Annotated in this window: 14 protein-coding genes; 8 read left to right on the top strand and 6 right to left on the bottom strand. The window is 69.8% G+C overall.

Going from position 1 to position 21,032, the window contains the following annotated elements; genetic code table 11:
• The first annotated feature begins 61 nt into the window (after positions 1 to 61).
• Positions 62 to 2,428, top strand: coding sequence for a glycoside hydrolase family 31 protein (locus ACH4TV_RS19940; protein WP_398399732.1), 2,367 nt, complete (start codon positions 62 to 64; stop codon positions 2,426 to 2,428).
• A 6-nt stretch (positions 2,429 to 2,434) separates the two neighbouring features.
• Here ACH4TV_RS19940 and ACH4TV_RS19935 read toward each other — a convergent pair whose 3' ends face one another.
• Positions 2,435 to 2,968, bottom strand: coding sequence for an NUDIX domain-containing protein (locus ACH4TV_RS19935; RefSeq protein ID WP_398399730.1), 534 nt, complete (start codon positions 2,966 to 2,968; stop codon positions 2,435 to 2,437).
• Between the two features lie 253 nt (positions 2,969 to 3,221).
• Between ACH4TV_RS19935 and ACH4TV_RS19930 the strand changes: the two genes are divergently transcribed.
• The 4 genes from ACH4TV_RS19930 to glpK all read left to right on the top strand — a co-directional run bounded on the left by ACH4TV_RS19930 (position 3,222) and on the right by glpK (position 7,710).
• Positions 3,222 to 3,647: a Zn-ribbon domain-containing OB-fold protein gene (locus ACH4TV_RS19930; RefSeq protein WP_398399794.1), complete on the top strand. Its 426-nt coding sequence runs from the start codon at positions 3,222 to 3,224 to the stop codon at positions 3,645 to 3,647.
• Entirely contained in the window at positions 3,644 to 4,834 is a 1,191-nt protein-coding gene (locus tag ACH4TV_RS19925; RefSeq protein ID WP_398399728.1) for a lipid-transfer protein, read from the top strand. The genes ACH4TV_RS19930 and ACH4TV_RS19925 overlap by 4 nt, the downstream gene beginning before the upstream one ends.
• A 580-nt stretch (positions 4,835 to 5,414) precedes the next feature.
• Positions 5,415 to 6,140: an MIP/aquaporin family protein gene (locus ACH4TV_RS19920; protein ID WP_398399726.1), complete on the top strand. Its 726-nt coding sequence runs from the start codon at positions 5,415 to 5,417 to the stop codon at positions 6,138 to 6,140.
• 58 nt (positions 6,141 to 6,198) lie between these two features.
• Positions 6,199 to 7,710, top strand: coding sequence for a glycerol kinase GlpK (gene glpK / locus ACH4TV_RS19915; RefSeq protein ID WP_398399724.1), 1,512 nt, complete (start codon positions 6,199 to 6,201; stop codon positions 7,708 to 7,710).
• A gap of 134 nt (positions 7,711 to 7,844) precedes the next feature.
• On the opposite strand, the gene ACH4TV_RS19910 is transcribed toward glpK, so the two are convergent.
• Genes ACH4TV_RS19910 through ACH4TV_RS19890 form a run of 5 tightly spaced genes read right to left on the bottom strand, consistent with a single transcriptional unit; the run spans position 7,845 to position 15,986 of the window.
• Positions 7,845 to 8,450 (bottom strand): GTP-binding protein, encoded by a 606-nt coding sequence (locus ACH4TV_RS19910; protein ID WP_398399722.1) that lies wholly within the window; start codon positions 8,448 to 8,450, stop codon positions 7,845 to 7,847.
• Complete coding sequence (locus ACH4TV_RS19905; RefSeq protein WP_398399720.1) at positions 8,431 to 12,078, bottom strand: hydantoinase B/oxoprolinase family protein; 3,648 nt, start codon at positions 12,076 to 12,078, stop codon at positions 8,431 to 8,433. The genes ACH4TV_RS19910 and ACH4TV_RS19905 overlap by 20 nt, the downstream gene beginning before the upstream one ends.
• A gap of 24 nt (positions 12,079 to 12,102) precedes the next feature.
• Entirely contained in the window at positions 12,103 to 12,498 is a 396-nt protein-coding gene (locus tag ACH4TV_RS19900) for a DUF742 domain-containing protein (RefSeq protein ID WP_398399718.1), read from the bottom strand.
• 9 nt (positions 12,499 to 12,507) lie between these two features.
• The gene (locus ACH4TV_RS19895) at positions 12,508 to 12,948 is read right to left on the bottom strand and encodes a roadblock/LC7 domain-containing protein (protein WP_398399716.1); all 441 of its coding nucleotides are present in this window, start codon (positions 12,946 to 12,948) and stop codon (positions 12,508 to 12,510) included.
• Positions 12,945 to 15,986 (bottom strand): nitrate- and nitrite sensing domain-containing protein, encoded by a 3,042-nt coding sequence (locus ACH4TV_RS19890; protein ID WP_398399714.1) that lies wholly within the window; start codon positions 15,984 to 15,986, stop codon positions 12,945 to 12,947. The genes ACH4TV_RS19895 and ACH4TV_RS19890 overlap by 4 nt, the downstream gene beginning before the upstream one ends.
• A 566-nt stretch (positions 15,987 to 16,552) precedes the next feature.
• Between ACH4TV_RS19890 and ACH4TV_RS19885 the strand changes: the two genes are divergently transcribed.
• The 3 genes from ACH4TV_RS19885 (at position 16,553) to ACH4TV_RS19875 (ending at position 21,020) form a co-directional block, all read left to right on the top strand.
• Entirely contained in the window at positions 16,553 to 17,083 is a 531-nt protein-coding gene (locus ACH4TV_RS19885) for a hypothetical protein (RefSeq protein ID WP_398399712.1), read from the top strand.
• 791 nt (positions 17,084 to 17,874) lie between these two features.
• Positions 17,875 to 19,335 (top strand): aldehyde dehydrogenase family protein, encoded by a 1,461-nt coding sequence (locus ACH4TV_RS19880; RefSeq protein WP_398399710.1) that lies wholly within the window; start codon positions 17,875 to 17,877, stop codon positions 19,333 to 19,335.
• Positions 19,336 to 19,448: 113 nt separating this feature from the next.
• On the top strand, positions 19,449 to 21,020 hold the full coding sequence (locus tag ACH4TV_RS19875; protein WP_398399708.1) for an APC family permease: 1,572 nt from the start codon (positions 19,449 to 19,451) through the stop codon (positions 21,018 to 21,020).
• Positions 21,021 to 21,032: the final 12 nt, after the last annotated feature.

Here is a 21,032-nt window from a genome sequence, read left to right as displayed (position 1 = left end):
CTGAGTGAACGGCGGCTTAACGGTACGCACATCGGGTGAAGTCAGTGGCAGGCTGATCGGCATGGACGGTCGTGACCTGGTGCGTTCGGTGATAGCGGTCGGCTCGGCGGGGGCTGCCCAGGGGTTGCGTACCGTACGGGCCGCATGGCGCAGGAGGCGTGCCGACGCCGCCGGGCTGCCGCCACGGGGTACCGAGCGCGCGCGGGTGCCCGGGCCCGTACGGGACGTGGTGCCCGGGCCGGGTGGCGGTGTGGTCCGGTTCGCGAGGACCGAACTGCGGATCACCGTTGCCGTCAACGGGGCGGTCTTCTGGGGCTGGGACGGGGCCGGCCCCGAACCGTCGTACGCGCTCGCGGGCCGCTGTCCGGAACCGGATCCCCGCGCGGTGCTGGAGCCGGACAAGGACGGTGGCTGGCGAGTTGTGGCCGAGCGGGTGACGGTCTCGGTCTCACGGCACGGGGCGGTGGAGGTGCTCACCCCCGGAGGGGTGAGCCTGCGGCGAGAGCTGCCGCCGCGCTGGTGGGAGCCTGTGGGCGGCGGTACGAGCCGCTGGACGCAGCGCTCGGAAGTGGCCGCGGACGCACGGTTCTTCGGGCTCGGCGGTCGTGCGTCGGGACCTCGGTTGCGGAATGGGACCTACCGCCTGTGGAACACGGATCCCGGTCACCCGTTCGGCCCCGGCGACGATCCGCTGTACATCACCATGCCGGTGCAGTTGGTGGTGGCCGACGCGGCCGCCCATCTGGTGTTCCAGGACACCTCCTGGGACGGCACGGTGACGCTGCGGGAGGGCGAGGAGGGCGCTGGTTCCGGGCATGACCGGGCCGGGACGTGCGACTTGCGGATGGATGGCGGACCGCTGCGCTGCTGGATGATGGTGGGCACTCCCGCGCGCGTGCTGCACACCTGGGCAACGCTCACGGGTGTGCCCGCGCTGCCGCCCGCGTGGGCCCTGGGCCACCATCACGCGCGCTGGGGTTTCGGCGGCGAGCAGGAGGTGCGGCGGATCGTCGCGGGCTACCAGGAGCGCGATCTGCCCCTGGACGCGGTCCACCTCGACATCGACCACTTCGACGGGCACCAGGTGTTCACCGTCGACCAGGAGCAGTTCCCGAAGTTGCCGGGCCTCGCCGAGGACCTGCGTCGCGACGGGATCCGGCTGGTGTCGATCGTCGACCCGGCGGTCAAGGCCGAGCCGGGAAACGCCGTGTACGACAGCGGGAGCGCCGAGGACGCGTTCGTCCGGGATGCCTCGGGGCGGCTCGTGCACGGAGTCGTGTGGCCCGGAGAGTCGGTCCACCCCGACTTCACGCACACGCGCGTACGGGCGTGGTGGGGCCGGATGTACGAGGAGCGGCTGGGGCAGGGGTTCTCGGGTTTCTGGCACGACATGAACGAGCCCACGTCCTTCACCGCCTTCGGGGAGTCGACCCTGCCTCGTTCGGCCCGCCACTCTCTGGAGGGGTACGGCGGTGATCATCGCGAGGCGCACAACGTGTACGCCCTGTGCATGGCCAGGGCTGCCTACGAGGGGCTGCGCGAACTCACGCCCGAGGAGCGGCCGTTCATATTCTCCCGCTCCGGGTGGGCCGGTATGCAGCGCTACGGAGGGGCCTGGTCCGGGGATGTGGCGACGGGCTGGCCGGGGTTGCGGGCGTCGCTGTCGCTGGTGATGAGCCTCGGACTGTGCGGAGTGCCCTACTCGGGTCCGGATGTGGGCGGTTTCGACGGGAGCCCGTCGCCGGAGCTGTATCTGCGGTGGTTCCAGCTGGGCGCCTACCTGCCGCTGTTCCGCACGCATGCGAGTCTGCGTGCGGGGCGCAGGGAACCCTGGGAGTTCGGTGCGGACGTCCTCGCCCACGCGCGCGTGGTGCTCGTCGAACGTCGGCGCCTGCTGCCGTACTTCATGACGCTGGCGCATCTGGCGCAGCGCACGGGAGCGCCCTATGTACGGCCGTTGTGGTGGGGGGCGCCCGAGGACCGGGCCCTGCGGGGCTGCGAGGACGCCTTTCTGCTCGGTGACTGTCTTCTGGTGGCGCCGGTGCTCGACCCGGGGGTGAGCCGACGCACGGTGCAACTGCCGGTCGGGCGCTGGTACGACACGGTGACGGAGCGGGCGTACGAAGGGCCCTGCCAGGTGCTGATCGACGCCCCTTTGTCACGGATTCCGGTGCTCGCGCGCGCGGGCGCCGTCGTGCCCGTGCGGGGCGACGACGGCGGCCTGGAGCTGGAGGTATGGGCGCCCGCCCTCGGACGTACCGGGGGCGGGCTGGTGGTGCCGGACGCGGGGGACGGTTGGGAGGAGCCGGAGATCGAGGTGTACGTCACGCGCTGGGAGGGGCGCCGGGTGGTCGTCGAGCGCGACGGGGAGGACGGCGTAAGTGAACCGCCTCACCCCGTGCGCGTACGGGGACTCGGCAGGCACTGAGCGGGCTCAGTAGCGGCCCTCGAACCAGGCGCGTGCGGCCACCGTGTGCAGCGGGAAGGCGAGCTCCTCCGGCCTGCGCAGAAGGTGCCAGCCGTCAGTCTCGTCCGTGGCGGCGGACTGCGGCAGATGGTCTGCGGGGCGTTCCGGCAGGGTTCCGAAGAGCAGCAGGTGCCCGTCCGGCGAGCTCATCGCGTCGACGAGACGCACGTCGCGGCTCGCCGCCTCGATACCCGTCTCCTCCTTGAGCTCACGGACAAGGGCCTGCCGCCAGTCCTCGCGATGGTCGACGTACCCGCCGGGCAGGGCGATTCCCCCGCGCGCGGGGGCGATGGTTCGGGTGATGACGACCAGGGCGGCGCCCTTGGTGTCGTACACGGGCTGGAGTGCCACTGCGACGGGCAGCGGGTTGCGGTAGGCCACGGTGCCGCAGGCAGGGCAGGTGCGGGGCCAGCCGGAAACGACCTCTCCATAGGGCGCTCCGCAGCTCGAACAGTGGGAGTCCCGCGCGGAGTTGTCGGTTGATAGTTGATTTACGGACACGCGGCGGACTGTATCCGATCATGTGGATGGAGCACTTCCGGGGGCCGCCTCAACCCGACAGGCCCGCGCCGGGATGAGCGGGACGGCCGGAATCACCCCCGTGGACCCCTGCCGTCCCTACCGATACGACGACGCACACAAGGCGTGGGTGGTTCTGTGCGACGGCTGCCCAATCCGAAGGGCCCGTGCCACACTTCTGACGTTCCGTCAGATACAGCTCTCTGGAGGAGATGTGACACGCGCCCGTACGCCCGTGGTCTCCGGGTGGTTCGCCGAAGACGGGGACGGTTTCCGGCTCCTTGGCACCCGGTGTTCGGCCTGTGCCTCGGTCTTCTTTCCCCGCGAGGATGTCCATTGCCGCAATCCGGGGTGTCCGGGCGGCGAGTTGGACGAGGTGCCACTGTCCCGGCGCGGACGTGTGTGGTCGTACACGGACAGCCGGTACCGGCCTCCGTCACCGTATGTGACCGATCCGGAACTTCCGTGGGAACCGTACACGTTGATCGCTGTGGAGCTGGAGTCCGAGCGGATGGTGGTACTGGGGCAGACGGTCCCCGGGGTCACCGTCGCCGATCTGGCGGTGGGCATGGAGGTGGAGGTCGTCCCGGGGGTGCTGAACGAGGACGCGGAGACGACCTGGACGACCTGGCACTGGCGGCCGACGGAGGTGAGGAAATGACCGGAGACGTAGCGGTGCTCGGCGTGGGCATGCATCCCTGGGGCAAATGGGGGCGCGGTTTCGCCGAGTACGGCACGGCCGCCGCGCGCGCGGCGCTCGCCGACGCGGGGCTCGACTGGCGGGACGTCGGCTCGGTCGTCGGCGCGGACACCGTGCGCGGCGGCTACCCCGGGTATGTGGCGGGGGCGACGTTCGCCAAGGCGCTGGGCTGGCAGGGCGCCCGGGTGACCAGCGTGTACGCGGCGTGCGCGTCCGGGGCGCAGGCGATCGCCGTGGCGCGGGCCCAGATCCTCGCCGGCCTCGCGGAGGTGGTGCTCGTCGTGGGGGCGGACTCGGCGCCCAAGGGGTTCTTCCGGCCGGCCGGCGGCGACCGGCCGGACGACCCGGACTGGCTGCGGTTCCGGGTCCTCGGGGCGACGAACCCGACGTACTTCGGGCTGTACGCGCGGCGGCGGATGGCCGTGCACGGCGACACCCTGGAGGATTTCGCCCAGGTCAAGGTGAAGAACGCCGCTTCGGGGGCGCTGAATCGGAACGCGCGCTACCGCAAGCGGGTCACCGCCGAGGAGGTCGCGGCCTCCGCGGTGGTCGCCGATCCGCTCCGACTGCTCGACATCTGCGCCACGTCGGACGGCGGGGCCGCGCTGGTGCTGACCGGCATGGAGTTCGCGCGGCGGCACGGGGTGACGGAGCCGGTGCGGATCCGGGCGGTGTCCACGGTGACCCCGCGGTACCCCACCACCGTGCTGGACCTGCCGGACATCGCGACGGACTCCGCGGTGGCCGTCGAACCGACGGGCGAGGCCTTCCGGGCGTCGATCACCCGGGCGGCCTACGAGGAGGCGGCCATCGGCCCCGAAGACCTCTCCCTGGCGGAGGTCTACGACCTGTCCACGGCCCTGGAGTTGCAGTGGTACGAGGATCTGGGGCTGTGCGGCCAGGGCGAGGCGGCAAAGCTGCTGCGGGAGGGCGCGACGGCACCGGGCGGGCGCATACCGGTGAACACCAGCGGCGGACTCGCCTCCTTCGGGGAGGCCGTGCCCGCGCAGGCCATCGCCCAGGTGTGCGAGCTGACCTGGCAGTTGCGGGGTGACGCCGGTGACCGGCAGGTCGCGCGGGCGCGCGTGGGTATCACGGCGAACCAGGGTCTCTTCGGGCACGGTTCGTCGGTGATCGCGGTGCGGTGAGGACAGGTGCGTGGGCAGTGCCCATGAGTCGTGAACAGCCCGGCCGAGCTGCTCCATGGCAGGCCACCGCGTACCCGGCGCCACTGAAGCAGGCGGCGAAGTCCCTCAGCGGGGCGGGCCGGGCGAGGGCCGCGTCCGCACGACGGGGCGAACGACGGCTGGGAGTCCGCTCGGCGGGGACTTGCGTCGGTCAGAGCCGATCCCGGGCAACTGCTGACTGCCGTGTGTGCGGTCGGTCCCCAGAACTCTCCCCCGCGCAGACCTCGGCTCTCGCCCCGCTTCCCAAGGGCACCTCAACGGTTGTCGTCGGCGACCTTGACGCTCACTGGACGTCGGAGAACACTGCCGGTGTCAGTCGGCATCGCCGGACATTCTCGGCGCAATCAGGCAATGCGCCGTGCGGGCCCCATCTGGACCGCGGGCCATTCCCAGGCGGGCGATGCGGCTGCGAAGGCACGCTCGTCACGGACGCCGGGCGGGGCGCGGGATCTTCCCTGTCCTCGGCTGAAGTCGCCATGGGAACGCACCCTGCACGGTCGACCGGGGCCCGATCGCCCCGCGCGAGGGCCTAGGAGCCGCCATGAGCAATGGGGACATCTTTCTCGGCGAGATCATCGGCACCGCGATTCTGATCCTCTTCGGCGCCGGCGTGGTCGCCGCCGTCGTACTGAACTACTCCAAGGCCAAGGACGCCGGCTGGGTCGTCATCGCATTCGGCTGGGGATTCGGTGTGATGGCCGGGGCGTACACCGCCGCGCCGCTGTCCGGCGGGCATCTCAATCCGGCCGTGACCATCGGTATCGCCATCGACACCGGGGACTGGGACAAGGTGCCCGTCTACATCGCAGGGCAGATGCTCGGCGCCTTCCTGGGTGCGGTCCTGTGCTGGCTGGTCTACTTCGCGCAGTTCCAGGCCAACGCGGAGGACGAGATGGCCCAGCCCACGCTGGGGATCTTCTCCACGACGCCCGCCATCCGCCATCCCGTCGCGAACCTGATCACCGAGATCATCGCGACCGTCGCTCTGGTCCTGCCGATCCTGGCCTTCGGCCTGACCAAAGGGCTCGGCGAGTCCGGCACGGCGATACTGATCGTCACCTTCCTGGTGGTCGGCATCGGCATGTCGCTCGGTGGCCCCACGGGGTACGCCATCAATCCGGCCCGTGACCTGGGCCCGCGCATCGCCCACGCGCTGCTCCCGATCCCCAACAAGGGCACCTCTGACTGGAGTTACGCGTGGATCCCGGTGGTGGGGCCGCTGATCGGCGGCGCGCTGGCGGGGATCATCTTCAACGCAGCCTTCTGACGCGAACGCAGACACTCCGGGGCTGCGGACTTCCGGAGCTTCCGACGAAGGGGACGTCATGACGGACAAGTTCGTCGCCGCAATCGACCAGGGCACCACGTCCAGCCGCTGCATCGTCTTCAACCAGGACGGCGCTATCGTCGCCGTCGACCAACGCGAGCATCGCCAGATCTTCCCCAAGCCCGGGTGGGTGGAGCACGACGCCACCGAGATCTGGTCGAAGGTGCAGGCGGTGGTCGCGGGTGCACTCGCCAAAGCCGGGCTGCGCGCCGACCAGCTCAGCGCGCTCGGCATCACCAACCAGCGCGAGACCACGGTCCTGTGGGACCGCGCCACGGGCAAGCCCGTCCACAACGCGATCGTCTGGCAGGACACGCGTACAGCGTCACTCTGCAACGAACTCGGCGGCACGGACGGGCAGGACCGTTTCCGCGAACAGACCGGACTCCCGCTGGCCAGCTACTTCTCCGGCCCCAAGGCGGCCTGGCTGCTCGACAACGTGCCGGGCCTGCGCGCCCGTGCCGAGCACGGCGAGATCGCCTTCGGCACCATCGACTCCTGGCTGATCTGGAACCTGACCGGGGGCACCGACGGCGGACGGCACGTCACCGACGTGACCAACGCCGGGCGCACCATGCTGATGAACCTGGAGACCCTCCAGTGGGACTCCGCCATCCTCTCCGCGATGAACGTCCCGGAAGGGATCCTCCCCGAGATCAAATCCTCGTCCGAGGTGTACGGCACCGCGGTGGGCCAGCTCGCCGGCGTGCCCGTGGCCTCCGCGCTGGGCGACCAGCAGGCCGCGGTGTTCGGCCAGGCCTGCTACGACGTGGGGACGGCGAAGAACACGTACGGCACCGGCAGTTTCCTGCTGCTCAACACCGGCAACCGGCCCGTGCCCTCGAAGAACGGCCTGCTGACCACGATGGGCTACAAGATCGGTGGCGAGGCTCCCGTCTACTGCCTCGAAGGGTCCATCGCGATCACCGGGGCGCTGGTGCAGTGGTTCCGCGACCAGCTCGGCATCATCCGGACCGCCGACGAGATCGAGACGCTCGCGGCGAGCGTCGACGACAACGGCGGCGCGTACATCGTGCCCGCGTTCTCCGGCCTGTTCGCGCCCTACTGGCGATCCGACGCGCGCGGGGTGGTCACCGGCCTCACGCGGTACGTCACCAAAGGGCATCTGGCACGCGCGGTGCTGGAAGCGACGAGCTGGCAGACGCGGGAGGTCGTGGACGCCATGTTCCAGGACTCCGGGGTCAACATCACGACCCTGAAGGTGGACGGCGGCATGACGAAGAACAACCTTCTGATGCAGCACCAGGCGGATGTCCTCGGGGTGCCGGTCATCCGCCCGAAGGTCTCCGAGACGACATGCCTGGGAGCGGCGTACGCGGCGGGCCTCGCGACCGGCGTGTGGAACGACCTCGACGAGCTGAAGTCGCACTGGCAGAAGGACGTCGAGTGGACGCCCGCCATGGAGGCGTCGGTCCGCGACCGTGAGTACCACAACTGGCACAAGGCCGTGGAGAAGAGCTTCGGCTGGGAGGACGACGGGCGGGGTTAGAGCAGCAACTGCGCCCGGTCGCCCGCGCGCGAAAACCGCGAAAACGTGGTCCACGCGCGCGTGCCTTCGGACCGCGGCCCGTACCCCGGTCGGCGGGGGTACGGGCCGTGCGCGTTCGGGGCGGAGGTGGGCTGTCAGGTACTGACGGTCGCGCGGCGGTCGGCCGCGTACGCCATCGCGTGCTGGACGACTCCGATGAGGACCTCCTTGACCGACTCCCGGTCACGTGCGTCACACAACACGAGCGGCACGCTGGCATCGAGGTCCAGTGCCGCCCGCACGTCCTGAGACGGGTAACGGGCGGCCCCGTCGAAGCAGTTGACGCTGACCAGGAAAGGTATGGAACGCCGTTCGAAGTAGTCAACGGCGGCGAAGCTGTCCTCCAGGCGCCGGGTGTCGGCGAGGACGACCGCGCCCAACGCGCCGGTGGCGAGCTCGTCCCACAGGAACCAGAAGCGGTCCTGACCGGGCGTCCCGAAGAGGTACAGCACCAGGTCCTCGCGGAGCGTGATGCGGCCGAAGTCCATGGCCACGGTGGTGGTGTGCTTGCCCTCCACGCCTCTGGTGTCGTCGACCGGGCGGCCCGCCTCGGTGAGCAACTCCTCGGTGCGCAGCGGCCTGATCTCGCTGACCGCGCCGACAAGGGTCGTCTTGCCCACCCCGAAACCGCCGGCCACGAGGATCTTGAGCGTGACGGGCTCGACCGGGGGCTTGCCGCGCTCAGAACGCCCGAAGATCATCGATCTCTTCTCCTGCTTGCTCGGAATGGGTCGGTGGTGGGCCGTAGCCCCCGCCGCCTGGGGTTTCGATGACGAGTACGTCGCCGGGGCCGACGTCCGTCGAGTCGCTGCCGCCGAGCACGGTGACCGTGCCGTCCGCGCGCTCCACGCGGTTGGCCCCCAGCGCGCCCGGCTCGCCGCCCGCCATACCGTACGGCGGAACCCTGCGGTGCTGCGACAGCGTGGAGACGGTCATCGGCTCGAGGAACCGGAGGCGGCGCACCGCCCCGTCTCCGCCACGCCATTGTCCCGCACCGCCGCTGCCGCGCCGAACCGCGAACTCGTCCAGCCGGACAGGCAGTCGCCACTCCAGGACCTCGGGGTCGGTGAGCCGCGAGTTGGTCATATGGGTCTGGACGACGGGGGCACCGGGGAAGCCGTCGCCCGCGCCCGACCCGGAGGCAACGGTTTCGTAGTACTGGTACCGCTCGTTGCCGAAGGTGACGTTGTTCATCGTGCCGGAGCCCTCGGCCTGGACCCCGAGCGCCCCGTACAGCGCTCCGGTGATGGCCTGTGAGGTCTCGACGTTGCCCGCGACAACAGCCGCCGGCGGCTCGGGAGCGAGCATCGAGGCGGGCGGTACGACGATGTCGAGCGGACGCAGACAGCCGTCGTTGAGCGGGATGTCGTCGTCCACCAGAGTGCGGAAGACATACAGGACAGCCGCGTTGACCACAGCGAACGGCGCGTTGAAGTTGCTGGTCAGCTGCGCGGAAGTGCCGGTGAAGTCGACCGTCGCGGAACGTTTTTCGCGGTCCACGGAGATGTGTACGCGGATGACGGCTCCCGAGTCGGTCTCGTAGGCGAACTGGCCCTCTTCCAGGGTGTCGATCACCCGTCGTACCGAGTCCTCCGCGTTGTCCTGGACGTGCTTCATGTATGCCTGGACGACGTCGAGACCGAAGTTGTCGATCATCCGGGCGACTTCGTCGACGCCCTTCTGGTTGGCGGCGATCTGGGCGCGCAGATCAGCGAGGTTGGTCCTGGGGTTGCGGGAGGGGTAGGGCGCCTCGGTGAGCAGGCGGAGGGTTTCCTCCTCGCGGAAGCGGCCGTTCTCGGCGAGCAGCCAGTTGTCGAAGAGGATGCCCTCCTCATCGATGGTGCGACTGTCTGCCGGCATGGAGCCGGGGGCGATGCCGCCGATCTCGGCGTGGTGGCCGCGTGAGGCGACATAGAAGAGGATTTGGTCACTCTCCGTGTCGCCGTTGCCCGTTGCCGCCCCCGCAGTTCCGAAGACCGGAGTGATCACGGTGACGTCGGGGAGGTGGGTGCCACCGTGGTACGGGTCGTTGACCGCGTAGGTGTCACCGGGGCGCATGCCGTCGCCTCGGCGTTCGATGACCTCTTTCACGCTCGTACCCATGGACCCCAGGTGAACGGGGATATGGGGAGCGTTGGCGACCAGGTTTCCGTCCGGATCGAAGAGGGCACAGGAGAAGTCCAGGCGCTCCTTGATGTTCACGGACTGGGCGGTGGACTCCAGTCGGGCGCCCATCTGTTCGGCGATCGCCATGAAGAGGTTGTTGAAGACCTCCAGCAGAACCGGATCCACTTCCGTGCCGAGATCGGAACTCTGCGTAACCGCCACGCGTTCCATGACCAGATGCCCGTCGTCGGTCGTAGAGGCCTGCCAGCCGTCATCGACGACGGTCGTGGCACTGGCCTCGGTGATGATCGCCGGGCCGGTGACCGTCTCGCCGGGGGGCAGTTCCTCACGGCGGTGCAGGGGTACGTCGTGCCAGGCACCGCCTGTGTGAAGGCTGGCCGTCTCCGGGGCGGTGGTGCGGGGTCGGAACACGGTGAGGGTGGAGAGATCGGGGGGTTCGGTGATGCCAGTGGCTTCCACGGAGAGGGCTTCGACGACTACGGGGCGGTCGAGGGTGAAGGAGTACGTGGCGCGATGACGTTCTTCGAAGGCGTGTTTCATCGTGTCGGGTTCGCTGAGCCCGACGGTCAGGGCAGTGTCCGTGCCGTCGTAACGGAGTTGCGCGCGGCGGGTGACCTGGATGCGGTCCTCGGGGATGTCCTCCGAGAGGAGTTCGGCGCGTACGGCGCCCTCCAGATCGTCGGCGGTCTTCAGGACGCCGGGCATGGAGGCGGGTTCCAAGGAGGCCTCGACGGACTGTTCGCGCATGGCCGTGGTGTCGGCGAGTCCGATGCCGAGTGCGGACAGGACACCGGCCATGGGCGGCACCAGGACGGTCCGGATGCCGAGCGAGTCGGCGACCATGCAGGCGTGCTGCCCACCCGCACCACCGAAGGTGGTGAGGGCGTACCGGGTCACGTCGTGGCCCTTCTGTACGGAGATGCGCTTCACGGCGTTGGCGATGCCGGCCACGGCGATCTGCAGGTAGCCCTCGGCCACTTGCTCGGGGGTGCGGTCGTCGCCGGTCCGCTCGCGGATCTCGCGGGCGAGGGCGGCAAAGCGGTCGCGGACGAGGGTGTCGTCGAGAGGCTGGTCGCCGCCGGGGCCGAACACCTCGGGGAAACGGGCGGGTTGGATGCGCCCGAGGGCGACGTTGGCGTCGGTGACGGTGAGCGGGCCGCCGCCGCGGTAGCAGGCGGGGCCGGGAGCCGCGCCCGCGGAGTCGGGTCCGACGCGGTAGCGGGAGCCGTCGAAGTGGAGGACGGAGCCGCCTCCGGCAGCGACGGTGTGGATGTCCAGCATGGGCGCGCGCAGGCGCACACCGGCGATCTGGGTGGTGAAGACACGTTCGTACTCACCGGCGAAGTGCGAGACGTCGGTGGAGGTACCGCCCATGTCGAAGCCGATGACGCGGTCGAAGCCGGCGAGCTGGGACATGCGGGCCATGCCGACGATGCCGCCGGCCGGGCCGGACAGGATGGCGTCCTTGCCACGGAACTGAGCGGCGTCGGCAAGGCCTCCGTTGGACTGCATGAACATCAGCCGCACGTCGTGGAGTTCGTCGGCGACGTGCTGGACGTACCGGCGCAGGACGGGCGACAGGTAGGCGTCGACGACGGCCGTGTCCCCCCGTGGGACCAGTTTCATGAGGGGGCTGACCTCGCTGGACAGCGAGATCTGCGGGAAGCCGATGCGGGCGGCCAGCGCGCCGATGGCCTGTTCGTGGGCGGGGTGGAGGTGACTGTGCATGCAGACCACGGCCACGGCCCGGATCCCGTCGTCGTACGCCTCCTGGAGCTGCCCGGCGAGAGCGTCGAGGTCGGGGGCGCGCAGGACGGTGCCGTCGGCCGTGATGCGCTCGTCGGCCTCGACGACGCGTTCGTGGAGCAGCGTGGGCAGTTCGATCCGGCGGGCGAAGATGCTGGGGCGGTTCTGGTAGGCGATGCGCAGCGCGTCGCGGAAACCGCGGGTGACGACAAGGAGGGTGCGCTCGCCCTTGCGTTCCAGGAGGGCGTTGGTGGCGACGGTCGTTCCCATGCGGACGGCCTCGATAGGCTCCCGGGAGTCGCCCAGGAGTTCGCGTACACCGGCGACGGCCGCGTCGGCGTACCGGGCGGGGTTGTCGGACAGCAGTTTGTGGGTGAGCAGACCACCGTCCGGGCGCCGCGCGACGATGTCGGTGAAAGTGCCGCCTCGGTCGACCCAGAACTGCCAGCCTGCCACGTCTCTACCCCGCTTCCGCGCTGTTCAGAGCGCCCGGAGGCCGCTGATCACGTCGCGCAGAATACTCTCGTCCACCAGCTCGGCGGGGGGTACGGGACGCGTCACATGGACCATTTCCTCGTCCACGAGGTCGCCGATGAGGACCCGCACCACACCGATGGGGAGATTGAGTTCGGCAGCGAGTTCGGCGACCGACTGCGGGGCGCCACGGCAGAGTTCGACGATGTCCACATGTTCCGGGGACAGCGTGTGGTCGGCTTCCGGATCGTCCGCGTGCGCCTCCGTGACGACCACCGCGATCAGGTCCAGGCGGTGCTGGGCCGAATGGCTGGTGCGGCCTCGCGTCATGGCGTACGGACGGACGACCGGTCCGGCCTCGTCGTCGAACCAGTGGCTTCTGGGCTGACCGTCTCCGCTCATGTCATCCCACTACCCGCCTGCGGGCAGATCGGTGCGCGGAGCGGCGGCCAGATGCACACCGACACGCTTCACCAGGAGCGTCATCTCGTAAGCGACCTGGCCCACGTCGGAGTCGGCGTCCGAGAGCACGGCAAGGCAGCTGCCGTCCCCGGCGGCCGTCACGAACAGAAAAGCGTCGTCGAGTTCGACGACCGTCTGGCGGACGTTGCCCGCGTCGAAGTGCCGTCCCACACCCTTGGCCAGGCTGTGGAATCCGGAGGCGACGGCAGCCAGGTGCTCACTGTCCTCCCGGCTGAGGTCCTTGGAGACCCCGGTGGGCAGTCCGTCGCCGGAGAGCACGAGTGCTCTGCGGATGCTGGCGACCCGGTCCACAAGGTCGTCGAGGAGCCAGTTCAGCTCGCCCGACGCCTTGTCGCTCGCGCTGTGGCCGGTCGCCTTCGGTGCGGTCATCGACCGTCCCCCCTAGTCGTTCCTTGTGCTGTGCCGTCCTGGACGTCGTCGCCCACGGCGTTCTCCTCACGACCACGCTGCCAGCCGCGCTGCAGCGAGGCCATGCGGCTGCGCACCTCGTCGGCGTCCCGGTCGAAGAGGTCGGCCCCGTCCTGGGTACGAGGCTTCATCCGTTCGGCGCGCCGCTCGGGGCCGTCCCTCAGTTGTGGGGCCAGGTTGGCCTGCCGTACCCGGCGAGGCAGTCCTGCCGTACCGGACTCGGCAGGTTCGGACGCGGCGCCGGGCCGGGGGGCGGTACCGCCCGAGCCGCTGCGCCGGTCGCGTTGCGGGAGGGCGGGGATTTCCGGCGGCAGGCCGCCGAGGCCGTTGCGGCCGGTCTCCGCCCGCCCGCCGATGCCACGGGCGAGCCCGTCGGAACGGTCACCGACGGATCGGTCGCCGAAGCGCGAGGCAGACGGCTCCGTACGGTCGGTGAAGCCCCTTGAGCCCGCTGAATCCGCGCGGTCGTCGAGGCCCCGGCCGACGGTTTCGCCTCGGCCGTCCCAGCCGCGCAGCGGGGCCTCCGGGCGGTCGCCGAAGCCGTCGCCCTGGCCTGTTCCGCGGCGGTTCGGTGTCTCACCGCGGCGGCGGGCCGGGAGGGTGGCCAGCGGGTCCGGGTCCGTCGAGCCCATGTTCTCCACCGGCTGTTCGTCCGCCGGGGCGGGGATGCGCCGGGGCGACTGTTCCGTGACCGGACGGCCGTGGGAGCTGACCAGTTTGGGGGTACGGCGGCGCGGCAGCGCCACCGGGTCACCCGGCCGGCCGTCCACCTCGTCGGGGGTGGGTTCGCCCCGGCCACCCGAAAGCTGCTGGTGCTGCTCCCGGGGGAGATCGCTCTCATCGTCCGCCGCTCCGGTGATCGAGCGGTGAGGCCGGAAGAGGCGGCTGTGTTCGCTGTCCGCGTCGCTGAGGGCACCGGGGAGGCCGCTGATGGCGTCCAGGTCGACCGGCGCCTCCAGTTCGACGGGCCCGTCGAGGAGCGAGGAGGGCAGGCCGGGGAGACGCACGGCCGACGGAGAGAGCGCGGCCCTGCGGCTGTCCTCGAACTCGGCCTCCTTGGAGGGCCGGGCGCGGTCGAGGCGGAAGCCGATGCCGTTCGTGTCCGGGACGTCGTCCGTGAGGAGCGCGTCGGGGACGAAGACGACGGCCGTGGTGCCGCCGTACGGGGACGGCTGGAGGGAGACACGGACGTTCTGCCGCTGGGCGAGTCGGCTGACGACGAACAGGCCGAGCCGGTCCGTGTCGGACAGTTCGAACTCGGGTGTCTCGGCGAGTCGCAGGTTGGCGTCGAGAAGCGCCTCGGCCGCCATGCCCAGCCCCCGGTCGTGAATCTCGAGGGTGAACCCGTTGGCGACACGTTCCCCCAGAACCTGGACGGCTGTGTGCGGGGGCGAGAACACCGTGGCGTTCTCCAGGAGTTCGGCCACCAGGTGGGTGAGGTCGGCGACGGCGGGGCCGGTGACGGCCATCCGCGGCAGCCTGCGTACCTCGATGCGCTCGTAGTCCTCGACCTCGGCGACAGCGGCGCGTACGACGTCCATCAGCTGGACGGGCTTGCGCCACTGCCGGGAGGGGGCGGCTCCGGAGAGGATCACCAGACCTTCGGCGTGCCGGCGCATACGGGTGGTCAGGTGGTCGAGGCGGAACAGGTCGGCGAGTTCGTCGGTGTCCTCGGTCCTGCGCTCCATGGTGTCGAGCAGGGTGAGCTGCTTGTGCAGCAGGACCTGGCTGCGCCGGGCGAGGTTGACGAAGACCTCCGAGACTCCGGAGCGGAGTTCGGCCTGTTTGACGGCGGCCTCGACGGCGGCGCGTTGCAGGGAGTTGAGGGCCTGGCCGACCTCGCCGATCTCGTTCTTGTCGTACTCCAGTCGCGGAACCTCGGTCTCCACATCGACCTGTTCGCCGGCCGACAGACGGCGCATCACGCTGGGCAGCCGCACGCCGGATGCCTCGTGGGCCTCCAGTCGGAGTTGGCGCAGGTCTCGGATGAGGGCTCGGCCGATGCGTACGGACAGGAAGAGCGAGAACAGCAGGGCGACCAGTCCGAGGACGCCGGCGACGACGGCCTTGACGATGACGCCCATCACGACCGGACGGACCCGGTCCTGATAGCGGTCGCCCGACTGGTCATTGAGCTTGCGGAGTTCATCGAGAACGTCGCCGGCGGTGGTGTCCCAGCTCTTCGCCGTGACCCCTCGCGGTCGGCCCGACTCGGCGCCGATGGCGGCCTGTTCGGCCACCCGGAGCGGCGCGGTCGAGGCGTTCTTCCAGAATCGCTCATACCGTACGCGGTCCGCGAGCGGCAGCAGCGGCAGGCTGACGTCGTACATGACGGTGCGCTGCGCCACGAGGTCGGAGATGTCACGGGATTCGTCACGGGAGAGCGTGCCGACGACCAGGGCCGAGCCGAGCAGTGCGTCCTCGCGGGAGAGCAGTTCACGGGCGCGAGCGATGTTGACGAGAGCGCGGGCCTGCTTGTCCATCTCCAGGTTGTCGATGATGTGGAGGTTGGCGAGCAGGACGTAACAGGGGTCGACCAGGTTGTTGTAGAGGTTGAGGGCCTGGGACCGGGTGACGGTGCCCTCCTCAACGCTTCGGCGCAGCGGGTCGATGCCGTCGAAGGCCTCCAGGACGGCGGTGAGGCGCTCGCCGTCGCTCTCGCTGATCGAGTTGCGCACATCGGATTTGTCGGCGTTGGTACGAATCTTGTCGACGACGTCGTCGGTGGCGGTGCGGCTGCGCCGAAGGGCTGCGAGCGCGTCGGACGCACGAGGGTCGGCGAGATAGACGAGAGTCTGGCGACGCTCCTGCTGGAGCACGCGCACAGCGTCCTCGGTGGGGTAGCTGACCTTCTCCACGATGGACGACACGTTGAAGAGCTCGGCCGCCTCGCGACCCGTGAGGACCGTGGCGAAGCCCCAGATCGCGGTCAGGGACACCAGCGGCACGAGAAGCAGCGCCACGATCTTCCGGCGGATGGACTTCCCGCGAAAGCGCATGGCCTCCCCCAGCTCGCCCCCGCCTGCGCAGGGGTACACATGTGCGTCAATAATCGGCGTGAGCCTACTACTGACCCGCAGATAACTCGAAGACCTGTCCGGAGGCTGAACTGCCGTGCCCCGGGCAAGACATGGCGAGTTGTCCGATCATTACGGGAGATTGCCTCCTCGAATCCGGCATCGACCTCGGGACGGCACCCGTCGGCCAACTTGGCCGTTTGGCTTGATTCTTTCGTTTGATGGGAATCTTCGAGACACGTCGTTCGTCTTTGTACATAGGAAATGGGCGGCGGAATCGTGAGCAGGGTCCGCATCCCGCGTCCAGGCGGCGTAAAACAGCGTAAGCCGGGCAACCACTGGGGAGTCGGTGTCCAACGACACCGGGACGAGCGGTCTGCTGGGCGGTGGGGAGTGACACGTTGATGGGCACGGCGGAGCGACACGAAGCGCTCGAGAACGACGTTGCGGCACCCTTGGCGGCGGTACACGGTTTCGGTGCGCCGGAGGACGGCTTTCCGGACGAGTGCGGCGTTCCGGTGGGTCCGGGGAAGAGGGAAGGGGCCGCGGTGCACGGGGGCGCCAAGGGCATCAGCACCGGTCAGGACATAGGCAGTGGCAAGAGCGTGGGCGGTAGCGAGCCGTCCTCCGCCTCCGCCTCGGCCGCCCAACTCCCCGACTCAGCGAGGGCGGAGCCACAGCCCTCCTACCGGCAGCTGTGGGTGGAGGAGCCCGCGCGTCGACGCAGGCTGCCCGATCCGGTGCGTACGGCGGCCGTGCGGGCGGTGCTTGTCATCGCCGTCACGTTGATCCAGGCGATGGTGGCTTTCCTGTCCACGCTGGCCGGTTCCTGGCTGGCCTTCCCGATGGTGCTCAGCAGCGTCGGGAGCACCGTGGTGGCCACCTGGGCCGCGCTCGACGTGTGGGTGACACGCCAGGTCTGGAACCAGCGCAACGGCGTGGTGTCGATTCCGAGCAGCACTGCACGGGCCCTGCGACGGGAGCGCCGCAAGGCCCGACGACAGGCCCGCACCGCCGCCCGGACGCCGGAGCAGATACGCGGACAGGGCGGCGGGACCGGGCAGTTGTCGCATCCCTGAGGCCACGCGCCCCTGACAACGGGACGCGTTCGGGTAGAGGGGCAGTCCGGGGGCAGCCAACGGACCCGCGGGCTGCACCTGCCCTCACTCGCCCCCGAGGGGTCGGGGGCCGGCATCGAGGGCCGCGGCCGACCGACAGGGCGAACCGCGGCCACGGGGGCCGTCGCGTTCACGCGGGGCGAGGCCACTGCGTCGACCCGGAGACCTTTCGCAGGGCAGAACCCGTCTTCGAGGCGGTGCGGTTCTGCGCGGTCCGCAGCACCGTCACGCGTAGACGCCGGCCTGTCCCGGACGGCACCGATCAGCCGCGAGAACGTGTACGAGATCGACGGCAGACCGGTCGCCCTCCGAGCCCGCTCCCAGATCCCCCAGGCGACCGGGGTTCGCAGGCGGGCGTACGGCCCGACCGTCCGTGGCCATCAACCCCGAGTTCGGCGAGGGCGCCCGGGGAGTCGATTGCCGACGGCAGCGTCGGCTTCGGGAAGCTGACCCTCCGTCTCCTGGGAACATGCGCGCCGGCACTACGCCACCACGGTGAATCCACGGAACTGTTCCCCTCGTTGAACGAGCAGGACTTCGGAGCCTGCGGACGGACACGGTCCTCGATGGCATCGCGGCCGTACCGGAAGGGTGATGTGCTGGTGCCGGACGGAGCCACCTCCTCCGGTGGGCCACGCAGACGTAACGCCAAGCGTGTCGAAGATCACATTCGGCATGATCCGCCGTCGGCCGGGGAGGCGCTCAGCCGCAAGGGCGCCGCAGGTACGGCGCTGACCAGGAGGAACGAGAACATGCCCGAACTCTTCATCGGCGGCACGTGGAGATCCGCGCTCGACGAGCGCACCCGCGAGATCCGCTGTCCCGCCGACGGCTCCCTGGTCGGAATCGTCGACGAGGCGGGCGGCAAGGACACGGTGGAGGCGATCGGCGCCGCCCGCCGGGCCTTCGACGAGGGCCCCTGGCCTCATACGACGGCGGGCGAGCGCGGTGACCTCCTGCTGCGCGTCGCCGACCTCATGGCCCGCGACAAGGACAAGCTGGCCCGCGCCGAGTCCCTCGACACCGGAAAACGACTGGTGGAGAGCGCGTACGACATCGACGACATCGTCAACTGCTTCCGCTACTTCGGGCGGCTCGTGACGAGCGAGACCGGGCGGGTCATCGACACCGGCTCGCCGAGCGTGGACAGCCGGGTCGTGTACGAGCCGGTCGGCGTCTGCGCACTGATCACCCCGTGGAACTACCCGCTTCTCCAGACGGCGTGGAAGGTCGCCCCGGCACTCGCGGCCGGCAACACCTTCATCCTCAAGCCGAGCGAGCTGACCCCGCACACCGCGATCCACCTGATGCGGCTCCTGGCTGAGGCCGGACTGCCGGCGGGGGTGGCCAACCTCGTCCTCGGCGCCGGTCCGGAGGCGGGCGCACCGCTCGGCGACCACCCGGACGTCGACCTCCTCTCCTTCACGGGCGGACTCCAGACAGGCCGTCGGCTCATGGCCGCGGCGGCCGGGACCGTGAAGAAGGTGGCGCTCGAACTCGGCGGCAAGAACCCCAACATCGTGTTCGCGGACGCCGACTTCGATACCGCCGTCGACATGGCGCTGACGGCCGTGTTCCTGCACTCCGGCCAGGTCTGTTCGGCCGGGGCCCGACTCCTGGTGGAGGACTCCCTGCACGACCGGTTCGTCGACGAGGTCGTCCGGCGGGCCCAACTGATCCGACTCGGCGGCCCGTTCGACGAACAGGCGCAGACCGGCCCGCTGATCTCCGAGGCACATCGCGCCAAGGTCGAGGCGTATGTCGCCCAGGGCCTGGCCGAGGGCGCGGTGCTGCGCTGCGGCGGGGCGCGCCCCGAGGGCCTCGACGACGGCTTCTACTATCCGCCGACGGTGCTCGACGAGTGCACCGCCGCCATGACCGTCGTACAGGAGGAGTCGTTCGGTCCCGTCCTCACCGTGGAACGGTTCACGGACGAGGCGCAGGCAGTACGGCTCGCCAACGACACCGTGTACGGGCTCGCCGGGGGCGTCTTCACTACGGACGAGGCCAAGGCGCAGCGGGTCGCGGCGCGGCTGCGGATCGGAACGGTGTGGATCAACGACTACCACCCGTACGTCCCGCAGGCGGAGTGGGGCGGCTTCAAGCAGTCCGGCTTCGGCCGCGAACTGGGGCCCGCGGGGCTCGCCGAGTACCGCGAGGCGAAGCACATCTGGCGGAACACCGATCCTTCGCCGCAGGGCTGGTTCTCGTAACCCCCTTGTATGTGAGCCCTCTTGTGCATCTTGAGTGTGCGCGCCCTCATGGATCCCGGCACCCGCAACGAGCCACTCCCCTCCTCTCCCCCAGGCCCACCAGGAGTCCGCTCATGGCAACAACCGAACAGCCAAAAGACCCAGGGCACACGGACGACGCCGAACTCGCCGAGTTCGGTTACAAGCCCGAGCTCAAGCGCACCCTCGGCAACTTCCACACGTTCGCAGCCGGGATCAGCTACATCTCGATCCTGACCGGTACCTTCCAGCTGTTCTACTTCGGCTACGGCAGCGGCGGCCCCGCCTACTGGTGGTCGTGGCCGATGGTGTTCGTCGGCCAGTTCATGGTCGCGCTCTGTTTCGCCGAGCTGGCCGCCCGCTATCCCGTGGCGGGCTCGGTCTACAACTGGTCGAAGAAGATCGGCAATCCGCATCTCGGCTGGCTCGCGGGCTGGATGATGCTGATCGCCTCGATCGTGTCGATCGCGGCGGTGGCGCTCGCCTACCAGCTCACGCTGCCGCAGATCTCCGACGTGTTCCAGATCGTCGGGGACGGTACCGGCAAGTACGACGTGGCGACGAACGCGGTGATCCTGGCCACGGTGTTGATCCTGTTCACCACCGTGGTGAACGCCTTCGGCGTCAAGCTGATGGCCACGATCAACACGGCGGGGGTCTTCATCGAACTCGTCGCCACAGTCGTCCTGATCGCCCTGTTCGCCGTGCACATCACACGCGGCCCGCAGGTGGTCCTGGAGACGAACGGCACGGGCACGGGCCACGGTGCCGGCTACCTCGGCGCGTTCCTGGTGGCTTCGCTGGCGTCCGCGTACGTCATGTACGGCTTCGACACGGCCGCCTCGCTCGGTGAGGAGTCCCTCGACCCGTCCCGGAACGCACCGCGCGCCATCATCCGGGCGATCGTCGCCTCCTTCGTCCTCGGCGGACTGATCCTTCTGCTCGCGCTGATGAGCGTCTCCAGCCTGAAGGGCGAACAGCTGTCCACGGACGGCCTCCAGTACATCGTGCTCGACGTGCTCGGACCGACGGCCGGCAAGGCGATGCTGTGGTGCGTGCTCATCGCGGTCACCGTGTGCGCCCTGGCCGTCCACACGGCGGCGATCCGGCTGGCGTTCGCGATGGCTCGCGACAACAACCTCCCCGCGTCCTCCCTGCTCGCGAAGGTCAGCCCGCGCTTCCAGACGCCGGTGCTGCCGGCGGTGATCGTCGGTGTCCTGGCGCTGGCGATCCTGGTGGTCAACATCCGCCAGCCGCAGATCTTCACCGTCGTCACCAGCATCGGCATCATCATGATCTACCTCGCCTATCTGGGCGTCACCGGGCCCATGCTGGTGGCGCGGCTGCGCGGGAAGTGGAAGCCTGCAGGCGACGGCAAGTTCTCGCTGGGCCGCTGGGGCCTGCTCGTCAACATCGGGGCGGTGATCTGGGGCGCCGCCATGACGACCAACCTGATCTGGCCGCGCGCCTCGGTCTACAACGCGAGCGCCCCCTTCCACTGGTACCTCCAGTGGGGCGCGGTCCTGTTCGTCGCGGTCATCGCGGGCGGTGGCTTCGCCTACTACTGGTTCATCCAGCGGCACCGGACGGGTGTGCTCGCCGGACACCGTTTCGAGGAGGCTTCGGCCGCGCCGGCGGCTCCCCTCGCTGCCCCGGCAGCCGACTGAAGGAGGTCAACC

The organism is Streptomyces sp. NPDC020898, assembly GCF_044333925.1.
Classification (GTDB): domain Bacteria; phylum Actinomycetota; class Actinomycetes; order Streptomycetales; family Streptomycetaceae; genus Streptomyces.
This window is presented reverse-complemented; position numbering and strand designations above follow the sequence as displayed.

Excerpts from the sequence above, each read along its gene's own strand:
- ACH4TV_RS19910 (WP_398399722.1), bottom strand. The coding sequence starts at position 8,450 with ATGATCTTCGGGCGTTCTGAGCGCGGCAAGCCCCCGGTCGAGCCCGTC.
- ACH4TV_RS19925 (WP_398399728.1), top strand. The coding sequence starts at position 3,644 with ATGACCGGAGACGTAGCGGTGCTCGGCGTGGGCATGCATCCCTGGGGC.
- ACH4TV_RS19890 (WP_398399714.1), bottom strand. The coding sequence starts at position 15,986 with ATGCGCTTTCGCGGGAAGTCCATCCGCCGGAAGATCGTGGCGCTGCTT.
- ACH4TV_RS19940 (WP_398399732.1), top strand. The coding sequence starts at position 62 with ATGGACGGTCGTGACCTGGTGCGTTCGGTGATAGCGGTCGGCTCGGCG.
- ACH4TV_RS19895 (WP_398399716.1), bottom strand. The coding sequence starts at position 12,948 with ATGACCGCACCGAAGGCGACCGGCCACAGCGCGAGCGACAAGGCGTCG.
- ACH4TV_RS19875 (WP_398399708.1), top strand. The coding sequence starts at position 19,449 with ATGGCAACAACCGAACAGCCAAAAGACCCAGGGCACACGGACGACGCC.
- ACH4TV_RS19880 (WP_398399710.1), top strand. The coding sequence starts at position 17,875 with ATGCCCGAACTCTTCATCGGCGGCACGTGGAGATCCGCGCTCGACGAG.
- ACH4TV_RS19900 (WP_398399718.1), bottom strand. The coding sequence starts at position 12,498 with ATGAGCGGAGACGGTCAGCCCAGAAGCCACTGGTTCGACGACGAGGCC.
- glpK (WP_398399724.1), top strand. The coding sequence starts at position 6,199 with ATGACGGACAAGTTCGTCGCCGCAATCGACCAGGGCACCACGTCCAGC.
- ACH4TV_RS19920 (WP_398399726.1), top strand. The coding sequence starts at position 5,415 with ATGAGCAATGGGGACATCTTTCTCGGCGAGATCATCGGCACCGCGATT.